Annotated in this window: 23 protein-coding genes; 4 read left to right on the forward strand and 19 right to left on the reverse strand. The window is 38.4% G+C overall.

The features are described from left to right. Positions 1-100 precede the first annotated feature (100 nt). The 6 genes from glmS to murB form a co-directional block, all read right to left on the reverse strand. Positions 101-1,912: a glutamine--fructose-6-phosphate transaminase (isomerizing) gene (glmS, locus tag FC27_RS03320; protein WP_010624186.1), complete on the reverse strand. Its 1,812-nt coding sequence runs from the start codon at positions 1,910-1,912 to the stop codon at positions 101-103. Between the two features lie 374 nt (positions 1,913-2,286). Further along, positions 2,287-3,642, reverse strand: coding sequence for a phosphoglucosamine mutase (glmM, locus tag FC27_RS03325; protein ID WP_056938070.1), 1,356 nt, complete (start codon positions 3,640-3,642; stop codon positions 2,287-2,289). 19 nt (positions 3,643-3,661) lie between these two features. Continuing rightward, positions 3,662-4,819 carry a CdaR family protein gene (locus FC27_RS03330; protein WP_010624188.1) on the reverse strand — a complete coding sequence of 386 codons (1,158 nt, stop codon included), beginning with the start codon at positions 4,817-4,819 and terminating at the stop codon, positions 3,662-3,664. Further along, the gene (gene cdaA, locus FC27_RS03335) at positions 4,797-5,663 is read right to left on the reverse strand and encodes a diadenylate cyclase CdaA (protein WP_010624189.1); all 867 of its coding nucleotides are present in this window, start codon (positions 5,661-5,663) and stop codon (positions 4,797-4,799) included. The genes FC27_RS03330 and cdaA overlap by 23 nt, the downstream gene beginning before the upstream one ends. An 81-nt stretch (positions 5,664-5,744) precedes the next feature. Next, complete coding sequence (locus FC27_RS03340; RefSeq protein WP_010624190.1) at positions 5,745-7,874, reverse strand: cation:proton antiporter; 2,130 nt, start codon at positions 7,872-7,874, stop codon at positions 5,745-5,747. After that, entirely contained in the window at positions 7,861-8,784 is a 924-nt protein-coding gene (gene murB, locus FC27_RS03345) for a UDP-N-acetylmuramate dehydrogenase (protein WP_010624191.1), read from the reverse strand. The genes FC27_RS03340 and murB overlap by 14 nt, the downstream gene beginning before the upstream one ends. A 112-nt stretch (positions 8,785-8,896) precedes the next feature. Between murB and FC27_RS03350 the strand changes: the two genes are divergently transcribed. Both FC27_RS03350 and FC27_RS03355 read left to right on the forward strand, forming a co-directional pair. Then, positions 8,897-9,658: an exodeoxyribonuclease III gene (locus FC27_RS03350; protein WP_010624192.1), complete on the forward strand. Its 762-nt coding sequence runs from the start codon at positions 8,897-8,899 to the stop codon at positions 9,656-9,658. A gap of 3 nt (positions 9,659-9,661) precedes the next feature. Next, positions 9,662-10,198 carry a 3'-5' exonuclease gene (locus FC27_RS03355; protein ID WP_010624193.1) on the forward strand — a complete coding sequence of 179 codons (537 nt, stop codon included), beginning with the start codon at positions 9,662-9,664 and terminating at the stop codon, positions 10,196-10,198. On the opposite strand, the gene FC27_RS03360 is transcribed toward FC27_RS03355, so the two are convergent. From FC27_RS03360 to FC27_RS03375, 4 genes are read right to left on the reverse strand one after another with little or no spacing between them, the layout of a single operon-like run. Continuing rightward, entirely contained in the window at positions 10,195-10,659 is a 465-nt protein-coding gene (locus FC27_RS03360; protein WP_010624194.1) for a GNAT family N-acetyltransferase, read from the reverse strand. The genes FC27_RS03355 and FC27_RS03360 overlap by 4 nt on opposite strands. Then, positions 10,656-11,117: a tRNA (adenosine(37)-N6)-threonylcarbamoyltransferase complex ATPase subunit type 1 TsaE gene (tsaE, locus tag FC27_RS03365; protein ID WP_010624195.1), complete on the reverse strand. Its 462-nt coding sequence runs from the start codon at positions 11,115-11,117 to the stop codon at positions 10,656-10,658. Before tsaE ends, FC27_RS03360 begins: the two co-directional genes overlap by 4 nt. A 23-nt stretch (positions 11,118-11,140) precedes the next feature. Continuing rightward, positions 11,141-12,109: a phosphate acetyltransferase gene (pta, locus tag FC27_RS03370; RefSeq protein ID WP_010624196.1), complete on the reverse strand. Its 969-nt coding sequence runs from the start codon at positions 12,107-12,109 to the stop codon at positions 11,141-11,143. A 2-nt stretch (positions 12,110-12,111) separates the two neighbouring features. Further along, the gene (locus FC27_RS03375) at positions 12,112-12,804 is read right to left on the reverse strand and encodes a uracil-DNA glycosylase (protein WP_010624197.1); all 693 of its coding nucleotides are present in this window, start codon (positions 12,802-12,804) and stop codon (positions 12,112-12,114) included. Positions 12,805-12,888: 84 nt separating this feature from the next. Here FC27_RS03375 and FC27_RS03380 point away from each other — a divergent pair, with 84 nt between their 5' ends. Then, positions 12,889-13,773, forward strand: coding sequence for a Cof-type HAD-IIB family hydrolase (locus tag FC27_RS03380; protein WP_010624198.1), 885 nt, complete (start codon positions 12,889-12,891; stop codon positions 13,771-13,773). Further along, the gene (locus FC27_RS03385) at positions 13,770-14,336 is read left to right on the forward strand and encodes a hypothetical protein (protein ID WP_010624199.1); all 567 of its coding nucleotides are present in this window, start codon (positions 13,770-13,772) and stop codon (positions 14,334-14,336) included. Before FC27_RS03380 ends, FC27_RS03385 begins: the two co-directional genes overlap by 4 nt. A gap of 39 nt (positions 14,337-14,375) precedes the next feature. On the opposite strand, the gene FC27_RS03390 is transcribed toward FC27_RS03385, so the two are convergent. The 9 genes from FC27_RS03390 to eno form a co-directional block, all read right to left on the reverse strand. Beyond that, entirely contained in the window at positions 14,376-14,969 is a 594-nt protein-coding gene (locus FC27_RS03390) for a GNAT family N-acetyltransferase (RefSeq protein WP_010624200.1), read from the reverse strand. A 347-nt stretch (positions 14,970-15,316) separates the two neighbouring features. Next, a complete protein-coding gene (locus tag FC27_RS03395) occupies positions 15,317-15,853 on the reverse strand; it encodes a TetR-like C-terminal domain-containing protein (protein ID WP_010624201.1) in 537 nt (178 codons plus the stop codon). Between the two features lie 70 nt (positions 15,854-15,923). Further along, entirely contained in the window at positions 15,924-16,394 is a 471-nt protein-coding gene (gene smpB, locus FC27_RS03400; protein ID WP_010624202.1) for an SsrA-binding protein SmpB, read from the reverse strand. A 6-nt stretch (positions 16,395-16,400) separates the two neighbouring features. Beyond that, the gene (gene rnr / locus FC27_RS03405; protein ID WP_010624203.1) at positions 16,401-18,743 is read right to left on the reverse strand and encodes a ribonuclease R; all 2,343 of its coding nucleotides are present in this window, start codon (positions 18,741-18,743) and stop codon (positions 16,401-16,403) included. Further along, the gene (locus FC27_RS03410) at positions 18,736-19,485 is read right to left on the reverse strand and encodes an alpha/beta hydrolase (RefSeq protein WP_010624204.1); all 750 of its coding nucleotides are present in this window, start codon (positions 19,483-19,485) and stop codon (positions 18,736-18,738) included. Before FC27_RS03410 ends, rnr begins: the two co-directional genes overlap by 8 nt. 56 nt (positions 19,486-19,541) lie before the next feature. Further along, entirely contained in the window at positions 19,542-19,778 is a 237-nt protein-coding gene (gene secG, locus FC27_RS03415; protein ID WP_010624205.1) for a preprotein translocase subunit SecG, read from the reverse strand. Between the two features lie 73 nt (positions 19,779-19,851). Beyond that, on the reverse strand, positions 19,852-21,393 hold the full coding sequence (locus FC27_RS03420) for a ClC family H(+)/Cl(-) exchange transporter (protein ID WP_010624206.1): 1,542 nt from the start codon (positions 21,391-21,393) through the stop codon (positions 19,852-19,854). Positions 21,394-21,423: 30 nt separating this feature from the next. Next, positions 21,424-22,482, reverse strand: a complete 1,059-nt coding sequence (locus FC27_RS03425; RefSeq protein ID WP_010624207.1) for an oxidoreductase — start codon at positions 22,480-22,482, stop codon at positions 21,424-21,426. Between the two features lie 89 nt (positions 22,483-22,571). Continuing rightward, a complete protein-coding gene (gene eno / locus FC27_RS03430) occupies positions 22,572-23,873 on the reverse strand; it encodes a phosphopyruvate hydratase (RefSeq protein ID WP_010624208.1) in 1,302 nt (433 codons plus the stop codon). Positions 23,874-23,931 lie beyond the last annotated feature (58 nt).

Raw genomic sequence — 23,931 nt, forward strand, 5'->3', positions numbered from 1 at the left:
CAAATTGAACTTTTATTCTTAAGATATTTCCATCTGAGACAAAAAAAGATCAATTCATCAAAGTGAACCGACCCAATTTGTAACTTTTTACCATAATGTTTTATTCAACTGTAACACTCTTAGCTAAATTACGAGGTTTATCAACATCATTACCACGTTCTAAGGCTGCATAATAAGCAATCAATTGTGCAGGAACGACACTAACGATTGGCGAGATCATTTCGTCAACAGCTGGTAAGACCACTTGATCACCATCTTCAGCATACTTCTTACTTGAAATAACCAAGACATGTCCACCACGGGCTTCAACTTCCTGAATATTACCACGAGTATGAGCAGCACCAACGCCATCGTTGACGTAAGCAAAGACTGGAACGTCCTTCTCGATCAATGAGATAGTACCATGCTTCAATTCACCAGCAGCAAATCCTTCCGCATGAATGTAGGAAATTTCTTTTAATTTCAATGATGCTTCAAGCGACAAAGCGTAATCGATTCCACGTCCAATATAGAAGGCATCGCGGCTATTGGCAAGATAATCATGAGCAATCTTCTTGAAACGATCTTTTTCCTCAACGATTGTTTGAATGGCATTAGCAGCTAAAGCTAATTGACCTTGAAGATCAAATTCTTGAGCCAATTTAACACCCTTATACTCACCGACTGCTTTAGCCAAGACGGATTCAACGGCAATCTGAGCTGTATATGCTTTTGTAGAAGCAACAGCGATCTCTGGTCCCGCCAGCAATTCCATAGTATATGTAGCTTCACGGGAAAGAGTTGAATTAGGAACGTTAGTCATAGTTAAACTATGATGACCTAATTCATTGACCTTAACTAATACTTGACGACTATCCGCTGTCTCACCACTTTGTGATAAGAAGATAAAGAATGGTTTCTTAGAAAGTTTTGGCATATGGTAACCAAACTCACTAGCCAATTCAACGTCTACGGGCACGTCTGTCAAGTTTTCAAAGATATCCTTACCAACTAAGCCAGCATGGTAACTAGTACCTGCAGCAACGATATATAGGCGATCTGCGTTGGCTACATCTTCTAACATCTTTTCATCGATTTTGATGTCTTTTCCATCAAAGTAATGTGATGAGATCTTTCTCATAACTACTGGTTGCTCGTCGATTTCCTTGAGCATGTAGTTAGCATATGTTCCCTTAGAAATATCACTAGCATCAAGCTCAACTGTATATGGATCTCGAGTGACCTTTTCTCCAGCAATAGTTGAGATCTCAACACTATCTTTTTTCAGAATAACTACTTCACCGTCATGAATCTCAAGGAATTTGTGAGTACTGTCAAGCATAGCCATAGCATCAGAACAAATAACGTTGAATCCATCAGCAAGACCAATCAAAAGTGGGCTCTTGTTTTTAGCGACATAGATTCGATCAGGTTGTTCTTTATCGACCATAGCAAATGCATATGAACCCTCGATCATTGTCAAAGCTTTTCTGAAGGCTGCTTCAGTATCCATATTTTCTTTTGTTACTAAATAGTCGACTAATTGAACGGCTACTTCAGTATCTGTTTGGCTCTTAAAGTCAACATCGCTTAAATATTTAGCTTTTAAATCAGCATAATTTGTCAAAACACCGTTGTGTACTAAATAAAAACGGTTGTCAGCTGAAAAATGAGGATGAGCATTGTCAACTGTTGGTTGACCATGAGTAGCCCAACGTGTATGGCCAATTCCCATCTCACCTTGAATCTCTGGTCCAACTTTTTTCTCAAGTTGGCTAATCTTTCCAACTTCTTTTACAAGATAATCTTTATTATTTTCATTATTTACATAAATACCGGCTGAATCATAGCCACGATATTCAAGTTTTTCAAGTCCATTTAATAAAATTTTTGTTGTATTATCGTTACCAACAACTCCAACAATTCCGCACATAATAAATCTCCTAAACTGGTATAGTTTATTCATACGTATTGGTATAGTTCATTTTGGGCACCAATATTTTTTTTGAACACTTATTACTGTACTAATCTACCGCCGTTATGTCAATGTTTTTTAATTTTTCATTAAAGAAATTTCATAAATGGTACAGGTGGTACATACCGATATGGTATCCGTTGCCACGGCACTTGGTCTAGATTAAGGTTAAGGCTTACATTTCCCAGGAAGATTGGCTAATATTAATAACGCTTTAGTCATCAAAAATATAACAAACAAATTATTTAATTTAAAGTCATTTTCAAAAAAAATAGTCCCAGAAGAATCGACTTTATTGTCAATTTTTCTGAAACCATCAATTTCAATTAAACTTAAGCACCCATGTCCTTCTTAACGACATCGGCAATTCTTTCAGTATATTCGTTAACTTTTTCCTCAGTAGCTGCTTCACACATTACACGTAGCAATGCCTCTGTACCACTAGGGCGAACCAAGACACGACCATCTCCATCCATCTCATCTTCAACGACTTTAATGATATCAAGGATATCTTGATGTTCTTTCCAGTTATTTTTGTCTGTAACTGGAACATTGATTAAACGTTGGGGATAGATTCTGACTGGTTCAGCAAGTTCTTTCAAACTCTTACCAGTTTCTTTCATAACATGTAGCAAATGGATTCCAGTCAACATTCCGTCACCGGTATTCATATACTCAAATAGAACTACGTGACCTGATTGCTCGCCACCAATATTGTAATTTTTCTCACGGATCGACTCGACCACGTGACGATCACCAACAGCAGTTTGCACATAATTCATGTCATTGGCTTCAATTGCTTTATACAAGCCCATATTACTCATAACAGTAGTGACGATAGTATCCTTCTTCAAACGGCCACCATCATGCATATATTTGCCGAGAATGAACATAATTTTATCACCGTCGACGATGTTGCCATCTTCATCAACTGCAATACAACGATCTCCATCCCCATCAAAAGCTAAACCAGCAACAGCATCGGAATCCTTAACCTTTTCAGCTAATTGTTCTGGATGAGTTGATCCGACATGGTCATTGATATTGATACCGTCTGGATGAGAGGCCATGATATCAAAATCGGCATTTAAATCAGCAAACAAGGTGCTAGCCAACCGACTAGTTGAACCATTAGCTGTATCTAAAACAATATTCATGCCACTTAAGTCATCAGAAACAGTTTGTTTGAGGAATTGGAGATATTTTTGTGCTCTCTCAGGATAATCTGAAACTGTCCCAAGTCCTTCAGCTGATGGTCTAGGCAATTTATCTTCTTTAGCATCGAGTAAATCTTCAATCTCATCTTCAACTTCATCAGCTAACTTGTAACCATCTGAGCCAAAGAACTTGATACCATTATCAGAAGCTGGATTATGTGATGCAGAGATCATGATACCGGCATCAGCTGAAGCCGCTCTAACTAAGTAAGCTACAGCAGGTGTCGTGACTACGTTTAAATTCAAAACTTCGATTCCGACTGATAATAAACCGGAAATCAAACTGTCCATCAACATTTGACCAGAAATTCGTGTGTCACGTGCCACTAAAACACGTGGCCGACTGTTCTCATTTTGAGAATGTTGTGTCAAGACATAACCGCCAGCACGACCTAATTTAAAGGCAAATTCTGGTTTTAATCCTTTATTGGCGATACCTCTTACACCGTCTGTTCCAAAATACTTTGTCATAAATATAATACCCCCAACGCTATTCTACGTCGTTGCTTTCATTATTTTCATTATCATTTGATGAATTGTCATTTGTGTTCGTGTTGTTACTATTGTTACTGCTGTTGCTATTGTTTCCGGAATTCGCATTCGTATTACCATTGTTGTTTGTTGCACCGGAACCGCTAGCTGGTCGAGTATTCCGTGTAGTGTTAGTTTCACCTTCACCAGAATCACTGGAATTGACCGTAATATTGACTGGAATCATTGGAGGGTCAGACGAAGTTATCTGTCCCTTCAAGACATCAGCAATATTGATATTATGCTTGGTAGAATTAGTCACTCCGGATACGTCGACCGGAACATCGATCGAATCACCTAAATCATCCAACTGTTTCTGACTTCCAAAGACTGTGATAGAGGAAATGTCAGAATCAAAGGAGAAATTCATTCCCGTTGGTGAATCCCCCTGTTGGGTAAAATTTATGGACACCTTCTTACTTGGCATAGTGATTGGAATTTTAACATGAACTGTTTGAGGTTCCAAGGTCACATTTAAAGTCTTGCCTTTTTTATCCAGTGCCTGAACTAATACTTCCTGATCAAACGTACTCTTGATTCCCTTAGGCAGAATCGGTTTAACAACTACCTTATTGATCTTTTTAATATCTGCGGCTGCGCCCGTAACTTTGACTGAATCAGGAGAAACTGTGGCTTTACCAGCACTGTAACCTGAGGCAATCGAATTTTTACTGTAATCAACATCGATCGAGAATGACTTCGACATCCGTTTTTGAATGTTGACATTGACATATTTTGGCTTGATTGAATAAGTCAAACTTGAATTCAAGCCATTTTGTTTGATCCTTACTTTATGTTTACCAGTCATATATTGTTTAAGATTTAAATAAACACTAAAATTCTGTGTGTTCTTTGTTGCGGTAACTAAAGAGGAAGGACCTTCAATAGTTACTTTGACTGACTGTGGGTAACCAGTAATGTAGTAGGTGTCACTGTCAGCTTGAACTTGTAGTGGCACAGTCATGGTTGCCTTGGTGTTAACCGTTGAAGTGTTAGACTGATTAGAATCTCTAGTCGATCCAACTCCAGGCGTACTGACCATAAAGAACAGCCACAAGGCTCCACAAAGGGAGATAAAAGCATAGAAATATTTACTATTTACTATCTTCTTTATCATTTTGATTCCCTCCATTCTTATGGCGTCTTATCCTAAAAATATCAGTAATGGAATGATTTTCAGTTTCGCTTTTATCTGTTAATTGAGCATTTAAATATTTCAAATAATCATCTCGAGACAGATCCAGCATCATATGCCCATTACGAGTGATCATTACACCACCAGTCTCTTCTGAAACAACGATGGTAATAGAATCAGTTACCTCACTGATCCCCACAGCGGCACGATGTCTAGTCCCAAGTTCTTTGGGGATAGTGTTACTTTCGGACAATGGTAAATAGGCTGCAGCAACTGAGACACGATTATTTCTAATGATGACCGCCCCATCGTGTAAGGGCGTATTAGGAATGAAAATATTGATCAATAACGCTCCTGTAACTTCCGCGTCAAGATCAATACCAGTTTCCACGTATTCTTCAAGACCTGTATTCATTTCTAAAGTGATCAAAGCACCGATCCGCCGTTTGCTCATATATTGAATGGCTTGATCGAGACTTTCGATCAGATGGTTCTTACTTTTTCCTTCTTCATTACTTTTAGAGCTGAAAAATGGCATACGTCCAAGATGCTCCAAACCACGCCTTATTTCTGGTTGGAAAATGACCACGATGATGATCACTCCCCAATTTATCAATTGGTCCATCAAAAATGAAACAGTATGCAAATTCAAAACCCAACTAATAATTTTGATCAAAAATATGACGACAATACCCTTTAAAAGTTGAACCGCCTTGGTACCACGGATCATTAAGAGCACTTTGTAAAGAACATACCAAACAACCAAAATATCGGCTAAATTAGCAAGATTCTGCAATGTGAAAATATTGCTAGGTGTTAAATTCATATTTTTTACCCCTCTTAGCTCGAAATCAATTATAGCAAATAATTTATATTATAAAAGTCCCATTAGGATTTGACCGCTCCATTACTGGATATCGTAATTGATGACCTCTTCACTATAATTGATATTTTTCCGCAACGTATTAGCAGTCAACCGACTAACTCGGCCTTGTTCGAGCATATCTTGGACAAAGGCACGTTGATAACTCAACGCATTGACTTCCAAATTGACCCTCTCAAAATTGAATTGTTCTGAATGATTCCGGCGACGTCCTTGTAATAATTCTAAACGTTCCTCATAGTGACGTTGGAACAAATATAACAAGTTGTCATAAACCCCTTCGCCATCGGTATCCTCAAGCTCACGCAATTTAGACAGAGCTCGTTTAGAACCAGCAATCGAGATTTTCACGGCCTCTTTATTATACTGCACCACATCATCTTGCCGAGTAAATGGAAAATGAACTACTCGCTTGATCTCATTAATAGTACGTCGCAAATAACTCAAAAAGAATTCTAAGGTCTGATTATATGAACGTCTGACCAAACCATGTTTATACTTATCAATTTTTTTAACAGCGGTATCACGAGCTTCTTCGGAGATTTCTTGATTCTCATACATTTCATCGATAGCTTGCAATTCACAGTTGAAACAAATATCCCACAATTCAGCATCTTTTTTGCCTTTGATGCGCTTCTTACTGATAGGATTTGGCCCATCTGATTGGAGTTGAACATTATGTAAGTTAAAAACATATTCGGCGATAACTGTCGTATAGACAGGATCGCGATTGTTAGGATTTTCTTCTCGAAGTTTGTTGATGGTTTTTTCCATGACGATCTTATTAGCTTCATTAGTAGTAAGTTCTGTCGTGGACTCAACAACTTCGGTATTATCAGAACTATCATCTAAATCCATATCCTCGGCATTAATGGAGTTACCACGATAGACGATTGGGGTCGAATTTTTAGTGATCAATGGAATCAAGATCGTTGCCCCTAATAAACTATAAATGATAACCGCACTGGCTAAGAATAATAGTAATGTCCGAGCTGGAAAGGCTGCTCCGTTGGCTGTTACGAACGGCAGTGACAAAACACCGACCATAGTTACCGCACCACGGACTCCAGAAATACCAGACATCAAACAATAGTAAAAACGAGCTTTGGAGAAGAAATTGAAATCAGTTCGATCGGACCGTTCGAAAAATGTCGAATAGAAATAACTCCAAATAAAGCGGATCACGACTAACATCACCCAAATAACAAAGGCAAAACCTAAAGCTTTAAAGGTATTCATACTTTGATTATGAATCAATTCTTCCATTGCAAAAGGAATTTCGATCCCCAAAAGGACGAAAACGAATCCATTGAGTAAATAAACTAACATGTCCCAGGTTCTAGAAGTGACTAATCTGATCTCTGGACTAAAGGCACCAGTCGTCCGACCTGAGGAAATATTCATGATCCCGGCAATAACTACCGCTACAACACCTGAAACGTGCAGAATATCTTCTGCTACATAATAAATAATAAAGGGAATCAGGATCTGAATAATGGCGTGTAAAATGGAATCATCAACACCTTGATTGATCAAATATAATCTGATACCGTTGAACAACCAAATCATCACGGCACCCGCTAAGGCACCAACGATTGCGATATAAAAGAAATCAATCGTGGCATTAGTCAATGAAAAAGCACCGGTAACAGTAGCTGCCACAGCGTACTTAAAGCAGATCAAACCGGATGCATCATTGATCAAACTTTCGCCACTTATCAAGTGCATCAATTTGTCAGGCAACTTAGCCTTTTTAGCAATCGATTGCACGGCGATAGGATCAGTTGGTGAAAGTACGGCAACCAGTGTGAAGGCAGTTGCCCACGGCAAACTTGGTACTAAATACTTCACCATAGCCCCACCAACAATGGTGGAAACGATAACCAAAATAATGGCATTCCCCATAATGGGCCCTTTGAGTTTCCAAAGTTCCCTTTTTGGGAAACGATTCCCATCGTTGAACAAAATCGGCGCAATAAAGACCAGTAAGAACCATTCTGTATCAACACTGATTTTGACATTGATCGTCAGTGCGGCAATGATCCCAGCAGTGATTTGAATCAAACTATCTGGGATAGAAACAAAATAGTGACTAATGATGTTAGCCACTATAAGTAATGAAATAATCAGGATGATTGTTTCAACTATTTGCACGGACTTCACCTACTTTTTTATCCTCACCAATGATGCGGACCTCAGTTTGTAAATCGATGTCGTACTTTTCTTTAATAGTTTTTTGAATAAAATGGATCAAATCAAGATAATCAGTCGCAGTGGCATGATTGATGTTCACAATGAACCCAGCATGTTTCATAGAAACTTGCGCCCCACCGATGATTTTGCCTTGAAGACCTGCTTTGATGATCAAAGGACCTGTAAAGTGACCAGTTGGACGTTTGAAGACACTGCCACAAGAAGGATATTCTAGTGGCTGTTTTGAACGTCTCAAGTCATTCAATCGATCCATTTCGGCTTGAATCTTTGGTTTTTCGCCAGCTGCTAATTTGAAAGTAGCACTAATAACAATGCCGCCATTTTCTTGGATAATGCTGTGACGATAGGCAAATTTCATTGCTTGATGATCAAAATTTTCAATAGTGCCATCGGGCAATAGAACTTCCGCTGACTGAAAAATATCAGTGATCTCGCCACCATATGCTCCGGCATTCATAAAGACTGCACCACCAATACTTCCTGGTATCCCGGCAGCAAATTCCATTCCGGTCAAACCAGCTTTTTGAGCTGCAATCGTTGTGTCGATGATAGTTGCACCAGCTTCTGCGGTAACATCACCTGCATTGATAGTGATATTTTTGAAGTTCGGCAAGATGATCACAACGCCGCGAATGCCACCATCCTTAATAATTAGGTTGCTAGCATTTCCTAAAATGGTGATTTTGATATCATTTTTTCGGGCAGTATTGACGATATCAACTAATTCCTGACGTGTCTTAGGAAAAGCCAAAGTATCGGCATTGCCGCCAGTTTTAGTGAAAGTATATTTGCTTAAAGGTTCATTTAATTTAAATTCAATTTGAGGTAATTCGTTAGTTGGAAATTTCACTTTTTTATCATTCCTTATTGTACATAGACTACAATCAATTTTATCATATAGTCAAAGACATAACGAATAATCAAACATGGAAACCATGTTATTATAATTTTGGAGGCAATTCATGAAACTAATCTCGTGGAACGTTAATGGACTTCGAGCCGTGGTCAAACATGACTTTAAAGATACTTTTGAAAAATTAGATGCCGATATCTTTTCGATTCAGGAAACAAAGCTTCAAGAAGGCCAAATCGATTTAGATCTGCCCGGATATCATCAATATTTTAATTATGCTGACCGCAAAGGTTACTCCGGTACAGCGGTATTTTCAAAACAAGAGCCACTCAATATTGAAACTGGTTTAGATGATGATGAATTCAATCATGAAGGTCGGACAATCACTTTAGAATATCCTGACTTCTACTTGATCAACAGTTATACACCTAACTCACAACCGAAATTGAAACGTCTTGATTTTCGGATGGGTTACAATGATGCGATGTGGAAACACATGCAAACTCTATCCAAGAAAAAGCCTGTTATCCTTTGTGGTGATTTAAATGTTGCCCACAATGAGATCGATATCAAAAATGATAAAACTAATCATAAGAATCCTGGTTTTTCCGATGAAGAACGGAATAAGTTCAGTGAGTTGCTTGATTCTGGTTTTACTGATACATTTAGATATCTCCACCCTGAGGAAGTAAAATATTCTTGGTGGAGCTATCGTTTCAACGCACGTAAAAATAACGCTGGTTGGCGGATCGATTATTTCGTAATTTCTAATAACGGTCAAGATCTGATCCAAAACGCCGATATCCTAAACGATGTTTATGGATCCGACCACTGCCCCATCCAACTAGATCTAAACATCAAAGGAGAATGATCAATGAATTTTGTATCAATGGATTTTGAAACCGCTAATGGTCACCGGACTAGTGCTTGTTCATTAGCATTGGTCCTCGTTAGAGACAGTCAAATCGTTGACAGTTTTTATACTCTGATCAATCCACAAGAAAACTTTTCTCCACGTAACATTCAAATCCATCATATTCGTCCAGCTGATGTCGCTGATGCACCAACTTTTGATCAAGTCTGGCCTCACATTGAGACTCTGTTTGACAGCTCTCATTTGGTGGCAGCGCATAATGCTAGTTTCGATAATTCTGTTTTGAAAAGTACTCTTAGCAATTACGGCATTTTCCCACCAAAATTTTTGACCATTGATACGGTCAGAACAAGCCGTAAATTTTATCCGGAATTTCCCAACCACAAGTTGGATACAGTGTCACGTGGTTTGAATATTGATTTGAAACATCATCACAACGCTTTGGCTGATAGTATTGCCTGTGCGGAGATCCTAATTAAAACTGAACAACAATTCGGTGTTGAGCAATTAAAAAAGATGGTTAAGCTTTACAGCTAAACCATCTTTTCCATTATTATTGTATTTTTTCGTTCCGACCTGGTCGTGAATCCATGTTTTTGGTAAAGATGGATCGCAGCTGGGTTATTTTTATATACTTCTAAAGAAACTTTTTTGATGGGACTTTCTTTGGCGTAAGCCAAAATATCCTCGGTCAAATAAGAACCGACACCTTGATTCCAAAAAGCCTTTTCGACCACGATACCATATTCTGATTCAGTTACGCTGAGTTTTTCCAGCCGGCTGAAACCAATGATATCTGGGCCCAATTTGGCAATTATCAGTTCATCATGAGCTGAATTGTAAATGGCATCTAACGACAATTCTTCGTCGGCTTTAGTAACATGACGAGTCGAATCATGTTCAATAAAGTCGCTCTCCTGGCTGACGCGGTTCAAAAAGTTCAACAACTGTTGAGCATCTTTAGGAACAGCTTCACGGATCACTAATTGTTCACTCATAAAACTTCTCCAAAGTTTCTGTTTTCGTAACTTGAACCATATAGTTTGATCGATATTTGTCGATCATCTTCATTTTGACGTTTGATATTGACTGAGATATGGTCATCAGGGACTTCGTCCTTGATAAATTGTGGCCATTCGACGACAGTCACACCATTACCCTGGAAATATTCGTCAAAGCCAAGATCTTCATCTGGACTACTCTCAAGTCGATAAGCATCCATGTGATAAAGCGGGAGTCGACCGTCTTTATATTCACGTATCAAAGTAAAAGTTGGACTTTTGACGTTCTTTTTGATTCCTAAACCACGTGCCAAGCCTCTTGTGAAAGTCGTTTTACCAACGCCTAAATCGCCGTTAAGCAATACGACATCGCCTGCTTGAACCAGTTTAGAAAAATTCTCTCCGAACTGTTCAGTCTCTTCGTATGAATGTGTTTGTAAAGTGTATTCCCGCATCTTATCCCTCAATTGTTTTTAAATTAAATAGCTTGAGCAGCTGTCAAAATTGCTAGTTTGTAAACGTCGTCAGCATTGCATCCCCGTGATAAATCAGAAATTGGTTTGGCAAGACCGAGTAAGATTGGTCCTACGGCTTCAAAGCCACCAAATCTTTGGGCGATCTTGTAGCCAATATTTCCTGATTGTAATTCTGGGAAGACAAAAACAGTAGCATTACCGGCAACGTCGGAATCAGGTGCCTTTTGCTTAGCAACTGAGTCAACAAAAGCAGCGTCGAATTGCAATTCACCATCGATCGGTACATCCGGTGCTAATTTTTGAGCAACTTTGGTAGCTTCAGCTACTTTAGTAACTTGGTCACCTTTGGCACTGCCCTTAGTTGAGAAACTCAACATGGCAACTTTTGGATCAATGTCGAATAGCTTGGCAGCTTTAGCTGCTTGAACTGCGATCTCACCTAATTCTTGAGCATCTGGATCAATATTGATGGCACAATCTGAGAAGAGATATCTTTGTTCACCCTTTTGTAAAATAAAGGCACCACTGATTCTTGAGTTACCTGGAGCAGTTTTGACAATCTGCAAAGCAGGACGGACGGTATCACCAGTTGAATGAACTGCACCTGAGACCATTCCATCTGCCTTATCAAGATATACTAACATTGTTCCGAAATAATCGATATCTTGAAGCATTTTTTCAGCTTGTTCTTTAGTATTCTTTCCTTTACGACGTTCAACAAAAGCATCTACCATGTTGTCAAATTCTGAATAGGCGTTTGGATCGATGATTTGAATATCCGCCAAATCAAACGAGTTATCTTCGGCCAACGTTTTGATAGCAGTTGGATCTCCTAGCAAGATAGGCTTGAGCACTTTTTCTTGATTTAGCTTTGTTGCAGCCTCCAAAATACGGGGCTCATCACCTTCAGGAAAAACAATCGTTAGATTTTTCCCATCAATTTTTTGTTTCAAACTTTCAAATAAATCCATTTTCATTCCTCCAATTCATCGACAACCGTTGGTAATTGCCAATTGATTACCCTTTCATTGTATCGTAAAAGCGCTTCATTTGTTTGGGAAAATGGTTTTGAGCCAAAAAATCCCCGATAAGCGGATAATGGACTTGGATGGACAGAACTAATGATCGTGTTCTTTGAAGTATCGATCAGAGCACTCTTGCTTTTAGCAGCACTGCCCCAAAGAATAAAGACTACGCCACCCTTTTGGGATAAGGCCTTGATAGCATAATCCGTCAATTGTTCCCAACCTTTGCCGCGATGCGAATACGCCTGACCTCGTCTGACCGTTAACACAGAGTTCAACAGCAAAACTCCTTGTTCGGCCCACGACTTCAAGTATCCATGATTGACAGGAGTACAACCAACGTCACTCTGTAATTCTTTATAAATATTAACCAGTGATGGTGGAATCTTGACACCTGGTGCCACGGCAAAACTACAACCAATGGCTTGATTGGGTTCATGATATGGATCCTGACCTAAAATGACTACTTTGGTATCAGAATATGAGGTCCATTGAAAGGCCTGATAAATCTGATACATATTAGGATAAATCGTCTGAGTCTGGTACTCATTTTTCAAAAAATCATGTAATTTATGATAGTAATCTTGTTCAAATTGATTTTCCAAAACATTTTGCCAATCATTTTCAATAAAAGTTTTCATACATCACACACCTTACTAGTTAATTTTGATAATAAAAATATGTTAATATGCACATATAAGCTAAACAAACGGAGGTTTTTTCATATGATCAAAATCATCGCATCCGATATGGATGGTACTTTGCTCAATGATGAGATGATGATCTCACAACGCAACATCGAAGCTATTAACCACGCCACAGAAAACGGGATCGATTTTTTGATTGCTTCTGGACGTCAACTTGATGAAGCAAAGCCATTTTTAAAAGATCAAGTACATCCTGGCTTCATCACTTTAAATGGTGCTGAAGTTTATGATAAAAATGAGACTTTAGTTTCCAGCAATCCCATTACCACTGCCAGTGTTCAAGCAATCACTAATTACCTTCGTCAAAAAGGTTTATATTTTGAGCTTATCACTGATAAGGGTGTCTTTTCCAATAGTCTGAAAAAAAGAACGACCAACATCGCTGAGTTGCTGAGTATTTTAAATCCTACAACGACTTACAAGAAGGCCTTAGAAGACACCAAAGCAATATTAAAACACGCTAAAACTATTTACGTGGACGATTATGACCAAATCCTCAATGATAATGATCACAAGATCATGAAGATTTTAGTTTTTGATAGTCGTCAAAAAGAAGCTTTTGATCCTTTAAAGGACAGTTTGAAGGATCTAGACGATATTGTGATCACCTCATCTTCACCAAATAATTTGGAGATCAACAGTAAGCAAGCACAAAAAGGCATTGCCTTAATGGAGTATGCCCGTCAAAAAAACGTTAAACCCGAAGAAGTTATGGCTATTGGCGATAACTTGAACGACTTATCTATGATCAAAGCTGCAGGGATTGGTGTTGCCATGGAAAATGCCGTACCAACCATTGCTAAAGCAGCTGACGAACACACCGCAAGTAACGTCAATGACGGAGTTGCTCAAATAATCGATAAAGTTATCGAAAACAATAAAACCGTAGGTAATCGTGAATGAATTTATACATACGAACGGCCGATCTGAGATCAGGTAATTTAATGGTGGTCTCAAACGTCAATAAAGAGACCGTCTTTATTGCAGTTCGGAACAAAGAAAATCCGTACTTGATCCAGCTTTTCAACCGTTTAAATGACAAAATCGCGGAAATAAAATTAAAAAACAGCTTACTGAGAATCTTCTCCATCGAAATCGAGGGAAAGGAAGTCGCCACGATCAGTACGATTCCAATGATAGAAGTCAAATATGTCCATATTGGAAAATTAAATTGGAGCGTAATTGGTGACATCCCGTTCTCCAACTATCGAGTTAAGTGTAATCATGAGATCATCATGGAGGTCGCTCCTCTGATCTTAGGTCTTGGGCAGCCAGGGATCCAACTAGCCTTTAAAAATATTGAAGATACCCGAGCTGGTACTTTGATAGCCATATTCCTAAATAAATATGTCAAAATGCCTGGCAAACCAATGGATGAATCATTTTCAAACTTTCATAGTAAAAATAAATTATCTTACCTTAATTTCAAAGATAAATTTCACTTTCCAAAATGTGGACCATACTAAAAAGGGGCTCAAATTCATTATGAATTTGAGCCCTTTCATTTATCTGACCTTACTTAATTTAGCTTCGATTTGATCAAGATTATATTGCATATGATCATATAAATGATCCCCAATGTATAATTGACCAACTTTTTTGAAGCCAACTTCATCATAAACGTGTTGTGCTGGTGCATTATCAACATCAACATTCAAACTTAAGACCTTTTCGCCTCGTTCAGCAATCAGATCAATAAAGCTTTTCAAAGTCTTTGTCCCGATCCCCTGATTTTGAAACTCTGGAGCAACGGCAAATGAATCTAGATACCATTCACCAGGCCAAGCTTCTTTATCTGTAAATAACGTCGTACGATTGATTCCATGTTTTTTCAATATTTTAAGAAGTGGAGCGTCGATACCATCTTCTTCTTCTTCTGGATAGCTGATAGCAATTGCTGCAGCTTTTCCATCTATTTCGTTGACAAGGATGTGATCTAAGCCATACCGGTATTCAGGTAAAGCAAAGCCTTCTTTAATAACCTGTGCCATCGTGTCATTTCCAATTTCTTTAAAAACATCTAGTTCCATTTCGTCGAAAATTTGGAAGAGCGTGGGTAATATCTGTTCAATGTCATCCTCTTTAGCATACCTAAACATTAAATTCACCTCTCATAACATAATACATTATTTCTGAAAAATAACAAATTACTTATATATAACCGTATTTATTAGATTATCGTGAAATCAAAATGAACTGATAGAAAACAAAAAAGCAATCTTGCTATTAGTAAGATTGCTGATTTTATATACTAAAGTATTCCAACAACTGTTGGAGACGGGATCAGAAAATACGCTACTCCTTAATCTGTTTTTTAAAGAACATCCCGAAGTTCTTTATGACTAAAAGCATAACTGATATAAATGATTACTTTAATGAGTAAAATGCTTATTCTGTCCAAGAAACAGATAAAATGTAAAAACTGTCCAACTTTTTTATTTCAAAATTATACTTTCGCTTTTTTGTAAGTTTTAACAAGGTCACCGTGTTCGATCAATTGAGTGATCATCTCTTCTCGCTTAGTCTTGAGTCCTTGGTCAAACCAACGTTTGACTAAAAAAACTATTCCACTCAAAAGATGCTTTTGCGAAAGTGAGAGTTTATGTTCTGGTATTTCATGGTCATTAAAGGCCCGCGTGAATAAATCTAATAAATAGTCGGGATGATGTAAGAAATCACTGAGATTATACAAGTTCAAACAAAGATTCTTGTTGGCGATGATAGTATCAACAAATGATACAACTACATCATTGTAACAATGACAACCACTAGCAATTTCTTTTAGCAACCTCTTTTCAAAATAATATTTATAGGCGTCATCAATAAAGGCAAAATGGTAATAAATCGTACTGCGACTTTTACCAGAGGTTTTCATTAACTGAGTCATGGTGAATTTAGGTATGATCTTGCTTGATAATTCTGCCTCGAGAATATCGATCAAATACTGTAATGTGAGATTTTCATTATTTTTAATATTCATCATAGCAAAATATTATCATATATATTAGAGATATCATATAGCAAGCATAAAAAAAAGGACCAAGAAAAAAATCCTAATAGGCCATCTTCGTAGCACGCTGGATTTCTCTTTCTTGATCACGTTTTTTGATTGTTTCTCGTTTATCATATTGACGTTTACCTTTGGCAACACCAATTAGCACTTTGGCAAATCCGTGCTTCAAATAAACTTTCAAAGGAATCACAGTGATCCCCTTTTCTTGAACAGACCCAGCAATTCGCCGAATCTCTTTTTTATGAAGCAACAGACGACGATTCCGTAAGGGATCATGATTGAATTGGTTACCCTGATCATAAATAGCGATATTAACATTCTCAAGCCACATCTGACCATCCCGAGCTTGGACAAAACCATCTTTGATATTGATTTTGCGGGCTCTAATCGATTTGATCTCAGTCCCTGTCAGTTCAATACCAGCTTCATAAGTGTCCAAGATACTATAATCATGTCTAGCCTTACGATTAGTTGCTACTTCATTAGCAGATTTTTCATGATGTTTTTTCACGCTCTATCACCTGCTTTCGTATTTACCTCTACGCTTGTTATTTGAATTTCTGTGTCCACCACGATGGTTGTTATTATTGTTCTTTTTACCACAACCATTGCCACGGAAAGTTGAACGACTGTGACTGGCACGGCGTTTCTTGAATTCTTCTTCACGTTGTTTAGCTTTTTCAGCTTCTTCTGGGGAAAGAACTCTTTCAAAATCGATTTTACGTTGTTCTGTATCGGCTCTGATCAATTTGACTTTGATCGGTTGTCCGACCTTGAAGACTTTACCAGTACTACGACCATGCATTGACATGCTCTTTTCGTCAAATTCGTAGTAGTCATCTTTCATATTTGAAATGTGGATCAAACCTTCAACGGTATTTTCCAATTGGATGAACATACCGAAACTAGTAACAGAACTGACCACAGCATCGAATTCCTCGCCAACACGGTCTTCCATATACTCAGTCTTCTTCAAATCATCAACAGCACGTTCAGCATCGATTGATTTACGTTCGCGAGCAGATGTATGTTCAGCGATTGGTGCTAATCTTTCATTCCATTTTTCCTTCTCTTTATCGGTAAATCCATTTTCAGCGTATTCATGGATCATACGATGAACTGTCAAATCAGGATAACGTCTGATTGGTGAAGTGAAATGAGTATAGTACTTAGCAGCTAATCCGAAGTGACCTAAGGCCTTATCCGAATATTTAGCTTGTTGCATACTACGTAACAACATAATGGTTACGACAGCCTCTTCTGGAGTGTCAGTAACTTCAGCTAAAACATTTTGGAACATTTTTGGCGTAATATATTTTAAGTTACCTTTCACTTCGACACCGATAGCAGCCACGAATTCAAAGAAAGTCTTAACTTTTTCTTCATCAGGCTTTTCGTGGATCCGATACAAGAATGGTACATGGCTCAAATTGTAATGTTCAGCTACTGTTTCGTTAGCTGCTAACATGAATGATTCGATCATTCTTTCAGAAGTTCCGCGATTACGTAACTTGATATCAATTGGCTTTCCATTCTCATCAACAATGATTTGGGCTTCTGTTTCCTCGAAATCAATTGCCCCACGTTCATGACGTTTGTTGAAAAGGATCTTGTGAAGTTCAGCCATATCTTTGAGCATTGGTGTTAGATCAGCATATTCTTCGTTTAGGAGTTCGTCGCCTTTCAAGATCTCATTAACATTGTTATAAGTCATTCGATATTTAGATTGGATAACACTTGGAAAGATATCATGTGTTAAAATATTTCCCTTTTCACCGATCTCCATATCACAAGTTAATGCTAAGCGATCTTCACCTGGGTTCAATGAACAGATCCCATTTGATAGTCTGAATGGCAACATTGGAATCACTCGGTCAACTAAATAAGTCGAAGTCCCACGTTCGTAAGCTTCTTGATCAATTGGTGAACCTTCACGAACGTAATGGGTTACATCAGCAATGTGAACACCTAAATGGAAATGACCATTAGGTAACTTTTCAACTTCAACGGCATCATCAAAGTCTTTTGAGTCATCCCCATCGATTGTGATAACAGTTTTATCCGTTAAATCCTTACGTCCCACACGATCCTCATCAGTTACATGATCAGGTATCTCTTCAGCAGCATCCAAAACTTCCTTTGGAAATTCGGGGTTGATGTCATTGCCCAAGACGATGGAAATAATATCGACACCAGGATCATTTTTATTACCGATAATATCCAAAGCTGTTCCGTACATACTCTGTGGATGATCATCATTAGGATATTCATCGATCGAAACTTGGACCATATCTCCCATTTGTGGGTGAAGTCCCTTATCAGAAATAAAGATCATGTATGAAGCTACTTGTTTTTCATGACTTTGAACATAGCCAAAGTTACCAGTTTTCTTAACCTGAACATCACTGTATGGATGGAATTCACCGACTAATTTGTCGATCGAACGTTCGATTATTTTAGTGATCTTAGCTTCTGGTCCTTTGTCATCCCAAGGATTTGATGGCTTCAAGATTTGGATCTCAACTGTATCACCATTGACCGCATGCAAAGTATGGTCACGAGTGATAAATGCATCAGGTTCAGCATCATCATATCTGACAAAGCCAAAACCTTTCTCGTTGGCCTTGAAAACTCCCTCAAGGATCTTAGTTTGTTGAGTCATCCGAAACTCATCTTTATTAGTTAAGGTGATTTTCCCTTCACCTTCAAGCACAGCTAAAGCTTTAACAACACGTTTAAAAGCTGAAGCACCGTGCATTCTCAATATATCTTCAATTTGTTCAGAAGTGTATCTACGATCAGGATTGCTTCTGAAAAATTCCAGAATATCTGAAATTAATTTATTTTCTTTATCAGGCATTTGCTTCCTCAATTTTTTCTAAAAAGTTTAATACATCAGACTGCAGCTGTTTGTGGGCATGATTGATTGTTAGAACATGGCCTGCTTCATAGTAATGTAAGTCAGACTGACTTACTTCAGAAGCAACAGTTTTAGCTTTCGTCTGATCGACCATATCATCAAAAGTCCCCTGACCGATGAAGTATGGCTTGGCTAAATTTTTAAGATTGTCAGTAATTTGACTAGTCTCAACTTGAATTGCTTGTAAGAACGGATCGATTTTTTGATCGACTTCTTCTAACTTTTCGCGGGTCTTTTTATCATCGAGCTCATTTAAAGCATATACCTTTTGGGCATAAACTTTAAAAGCTGAACGAATATTTTTAAAATCCCTATTATACAACGGAGAACCAAAGACGCCACCAGCACTAACTTCGGGCAGTTCCTCAACTGCTTTAGTAGCGAAAATCGCTCCTAAAGACAGTCCAAAGACATAAAACTCAGTCTTTCCTTGGCCTTTCAAGAAGTCAATTGCTTCATGCACTTGTTGCCACCAGGCGGCTGGAGTTCCTTGATTCAATATGTCAAGTGGCTCGCGTGTACCATGGCCTGCAAACATCGGGGCATAAGCTGAGTATCCACTACGTTGTAAATACCTTCCTAACAGGCGCATGTCATTAGGCGTCCCTGAAAGTGAATGCAATAAAATGACTGCCCTGTTTCCATTGTCAAAATAAAACGGTTTAGGTGCAATTATCTTCATACGAATTACTCCTTATAACAAAAAACCTCCTGAGATTCTTCAGGAGGGCAACTTGTCTAGTGAGATGATAAATATACTAAAACTAGTGATAAAGCGAAGAATAATACTAAAAGTACGTACGTAACTTTGACCATGAACGCTTCAAATCCACGCTTCTTTTGGTTGTTAAACAAGTCTCCGCCACCACCTGACAATGCGTTCAAAGCATCTTGTTGCTTTGTAGGTTGCATTAGTACGGCAATGATTATCAAGACTGACACGATAATTAGTAATACTTCAAATAGATTGTACACCGGCAAAACCCCCGTTCATGGTGTTTAGAGCTAAATTCACTCTTAAAACAATAACACAAAAGTTAAAAAAATTCTAGTCTATTCCATTGATAAGCTGAGTAAGTTTCCGCTTTAATTTGGACCTTAATCCGGCATTGACCACCATGACTATACGGTCACCTGATTTAACCAAAGTATCCCCACGAGGAATTAATTGACGCTCCCCACGGTAGATGGCGATGACTAAGACTTCTTGAGGAAAAGCAATGTCACGGATATATTTTCCGTCGATACTGCTACCTTCAAAAACTGGGATCTCGATTCGATCGCTGAATTTGCTGACTCGGTTCAAATATTTATCATCAAGAGTCAATTTCTCTTTTAACGCTTCATAAATTGGCGAACCATTCAAGATATCAACGACGATGTACGCCACTAGAGAGATAACGACTAATGGCATCAAGTGTCCCAACGATCCAACCATTTCAGTAACTAAAATAATTGCCGTAAAAGGTGCTTTACTGATACAAGCAAAATATCCTGCCATCGCAAAAATAATCAGATTACTTTCATATGCTAAAGGTAAAACACCAATTTGATGCATAAAGACGGCATAAATCGCACCGATGATCGCACCGAGGTTCAAGATTGGCAGGAAGATACCACCTGGTAATCCTGATCCATATGAAATCATCGAAAATACGAAACGTAAAACAAAGATCCCGACTAAGATCCAGAAGCTTGCGTGCAAATGGTCGAGATTGATAATCAACCCGTTACCACCACCTAGGAAATAAGGGAACATCATTCCAACTGGTAATAACAGAACTAACGGGACCAACCCTTGGAAGGACCGCGGAATCTTGGTTTTTTCATAAATACTTGGCATGACCAATAAAACTTTTTGATAGAGCCGTCCAAATAATCCTAAGATGATACCTAAAATCACTAGATGCCAATAATAATTGATCGGCAAACTGAATTTATAAGGAATATTCAAGACTGGCGTTAAACCAAAGACGTATAAAGCAATCAAGTTTGAACTAACCGCACTGGCTAGAGCTGTGATCCAGACCATCGGTGAAAAATTGTGATAAATTTCCTCCAGCACAAACATACATCCTGCTAATGGTGCATTAAAAGCAGCAGCCAAGCCGCCAGCCGCACCACTGGCGATAAAAATTCGTTTTGAGACTGGTGAACGTAAATGTGTCAATTCACCGACACCTTGGCCAACTGAAGCTCCTAATTGAATAGCCGGACCTTCTCGACCAAGAAATAGTCCTGGACCAATACTTAAAATACCACCAACAAATTTGCGCCATAAAACAGCCCACCATTTGACCGACATCTCTCCATCAAGTTGAGCTTCAACTTGAGGAATACCGGAACCGGAGATATTTGGTTCTTTTTTTAACATAAACCCGACAATGACACCAACAATGATCAAAAATAACAAGATCACTGCTGCAATCCAATAATCAGTTCGAGCTTGAATATAATAATTTTCGAAAACATGTAGTATTGCTGCAATCGAATAGCGGAAAATACTTACGACAACCCCCGCTAAAATACCGATCACAACACCACCAAGAGTCAACTTTAGCTTATAAATATCGACAGATATTGACTTCATAAAGATCCCCCAACTTCTTTCATTAAAAAATTATGCTTGGTAATCAGTCAATTGATGAACTGATGTAGATGGTTGTTCAAAGCCAGATTCAAGCAACTCAATATCCGTGATTGATTGTTCATCAGTAACTAATTTAGGGCGATCATTGATCAAAGTCTGATAAACACCGTCATAAAATGCGCCATAATCACCAATTGGCGTCTTAATTTGCTTCTTGATCCAATCACCATTGCTATTGTGATAATTGGCCACACCATAATACATCGGACTGTCTTCACCAAAACCAGCTGATCCTGGCATAATACCAGCCTTTAAATCATTTTCTTGCTGGTCAGCACCATATTTAATGAAAGAACCATTCGTCCCGTGAACGATAAAACGTGGATACTCGCTCGCAATTAGGAAACCCGCTTTAACTTTGACCTTCAAGCTGTCGTCATAATGTAAGTCAACATCAAAATAGTTATCAACAGCATCTGCAACTTCATTATTGCGAATGTCATACGCCACTGTCTTAGGACGACCAAACAAAGCAACCATCCGATCCATCAGATGGATTCCTAATCCATAAAATGTTCCTTGTTCTTTAGTGCCTGGTTGAGAAACTTTTCCAGGACGGTAATAGTCAATATGTGATTCAACTTCAAGGATCTTACCTAAGAATCCTTGTTCGATAACCTGTTTAACTGACAAATAGTCTCCGTCAAAACGACGATTTTGATAAGGAGTGACTAGAACTCCCTTTTCCTTACCTAGAGCTAACAATTCTTTAGCATGTTCAACACTATCAACAAAAGGTTTTTCAACAATAACTGATTTATTAGCTAAGATAACCTCTTTGGCCAATTGATAATGAGTACTAGCCGGCGTACAGATAGTAACTAGATCAATCTGTGGATCACTTAATACATCATTTAAATCATTTGTAAAAACCGTTCCTTGATCAAGATAAGGGCGAGCTAATTTTTCCTCAACTGGTTTTCGGGTATAAACTTTGGCCAATTCAAAATCCGGACGAATATTTAAATAAGGCAGATGATAACGATTAGCGGACTTACCGAAACCAATGAATGCAATTTTCAAAGACATACTGACTCTCCTTTTTTAGACATACAACTACTATATAATTTTTGGACAAAAAAAACAGCCCTTGTGGGCTGTTTTTAAGCGAAGAACAATTATTTGTTCAAGTTGTAGAAACTGTGAATACCTTTGTATTCTGATTGGTCGCCAAGTTGATCTTCGATTCTCATCAATTGGTTGTACTTAGCGATACGGTCTGTACGACTCATTGAACCAGTCTTGATTTGGCCTGCGTTTGTAGCAACAACAAGGTCAGCAATAGTTGTATCTTCTGTTTCACCAGAACGGTGTGAAACGATAGCTGTAAAGCCAGCTTCTTTAGCCATTTCGATAGCTTCGAATGTTTCTGTAAGTGTACCGATTTGGTTAACTTTGATAAGGATTGAGTTTGATACTCCCATATCAATACCCTTCTTCAAGTAGTCAGTGTTTGTAACGAACAAGTCGTCACCAACTAATTGAACCTTGTCGCCAAGGGCCTTAGTAGCTTTTTGCCAGTCTTCCCAGTTGTCTTCATCGATAGGATCTTCGATTGTGATAACAGGATACTTGTCAACGATACCGTCAAGTAAGTCGATCAATTCGTCTGTACTTAAGACAGCACCATTTTCGCCTTCACCCTTAAGTTCGTATTTACCAGTTTCTTTGTTGTAGAATTCTGAAGCAGCACAGTCAAAACCGATTGAGATATCGTCGCCTGGTTTGTAGCCTGCTTTTTCAATAGCTTCTACCAAAATCTTGAAAGGAGCTTCATTGTTTTCAAGGTCAGGAGCAAATCCACCTTCGTCACCAACAGCAGTGTTCAAACCGCGTTCTTTAAGGATTGACTTAAGTGATTGGAAAGTTTCTGAACCCATACGTACGGCTTCATGAATTGATTTTGCACCAACAGGTAAAATCATGAATTCTTGGAAGTCAACGTTGTTGTCAGCATGCTTACCACCATTGATAACGTTCATCATTGGTGTTGGAAGTACGTGAGCATTTGGTCCACCTAAGTATTCGTACAATGGTAAGCCAAGTTCATCAGCAGCGGCACGTGCAGCAGCTAGTGAAACACCTAAGATAGCGTTAGCACCTAAGTTACCTTTGTTTTCTGTACCATCAAGTTTGATCATAGCGTCATCAATAGCTCTTTGGTCAGTAACATCCATACCAATAACTGTCTTTGAAATCTTGTCGTTTACATTTGAAACAGCTTTAAGAACACCTTTACCACCAAAGCGTGATTTGTCGCCATCACGTAATTCAACAGCTTCGTGTTCACCAGTTGAGGCACCTGATGGAACAAGTGCGCGACCAAAGCCACCTAATTCAGTATAAACTTCAACTTCAACAGTTGGGTTACCACGTGAGTCAAGGACTTCACGACCTAAAATATCAGTAATTACAGACATATTTTAATAAATCTCCTTTATGAGTTTTAATACTCCATTATTTTAAACTTTTTTGATT

Source organism: Companilactobacillus versmoldensis DSM 14857 = KCTC 3814 (assembly GCF_001434295.1).
In the GTDB taxonomy this organism is placed as follows: domain Bacteria; phylum Bacillota; class Bacilli; order Lactobacillales; family Lactobacillaceae; genus Companilactobacillus; species Companilactobacillus versmoldensis.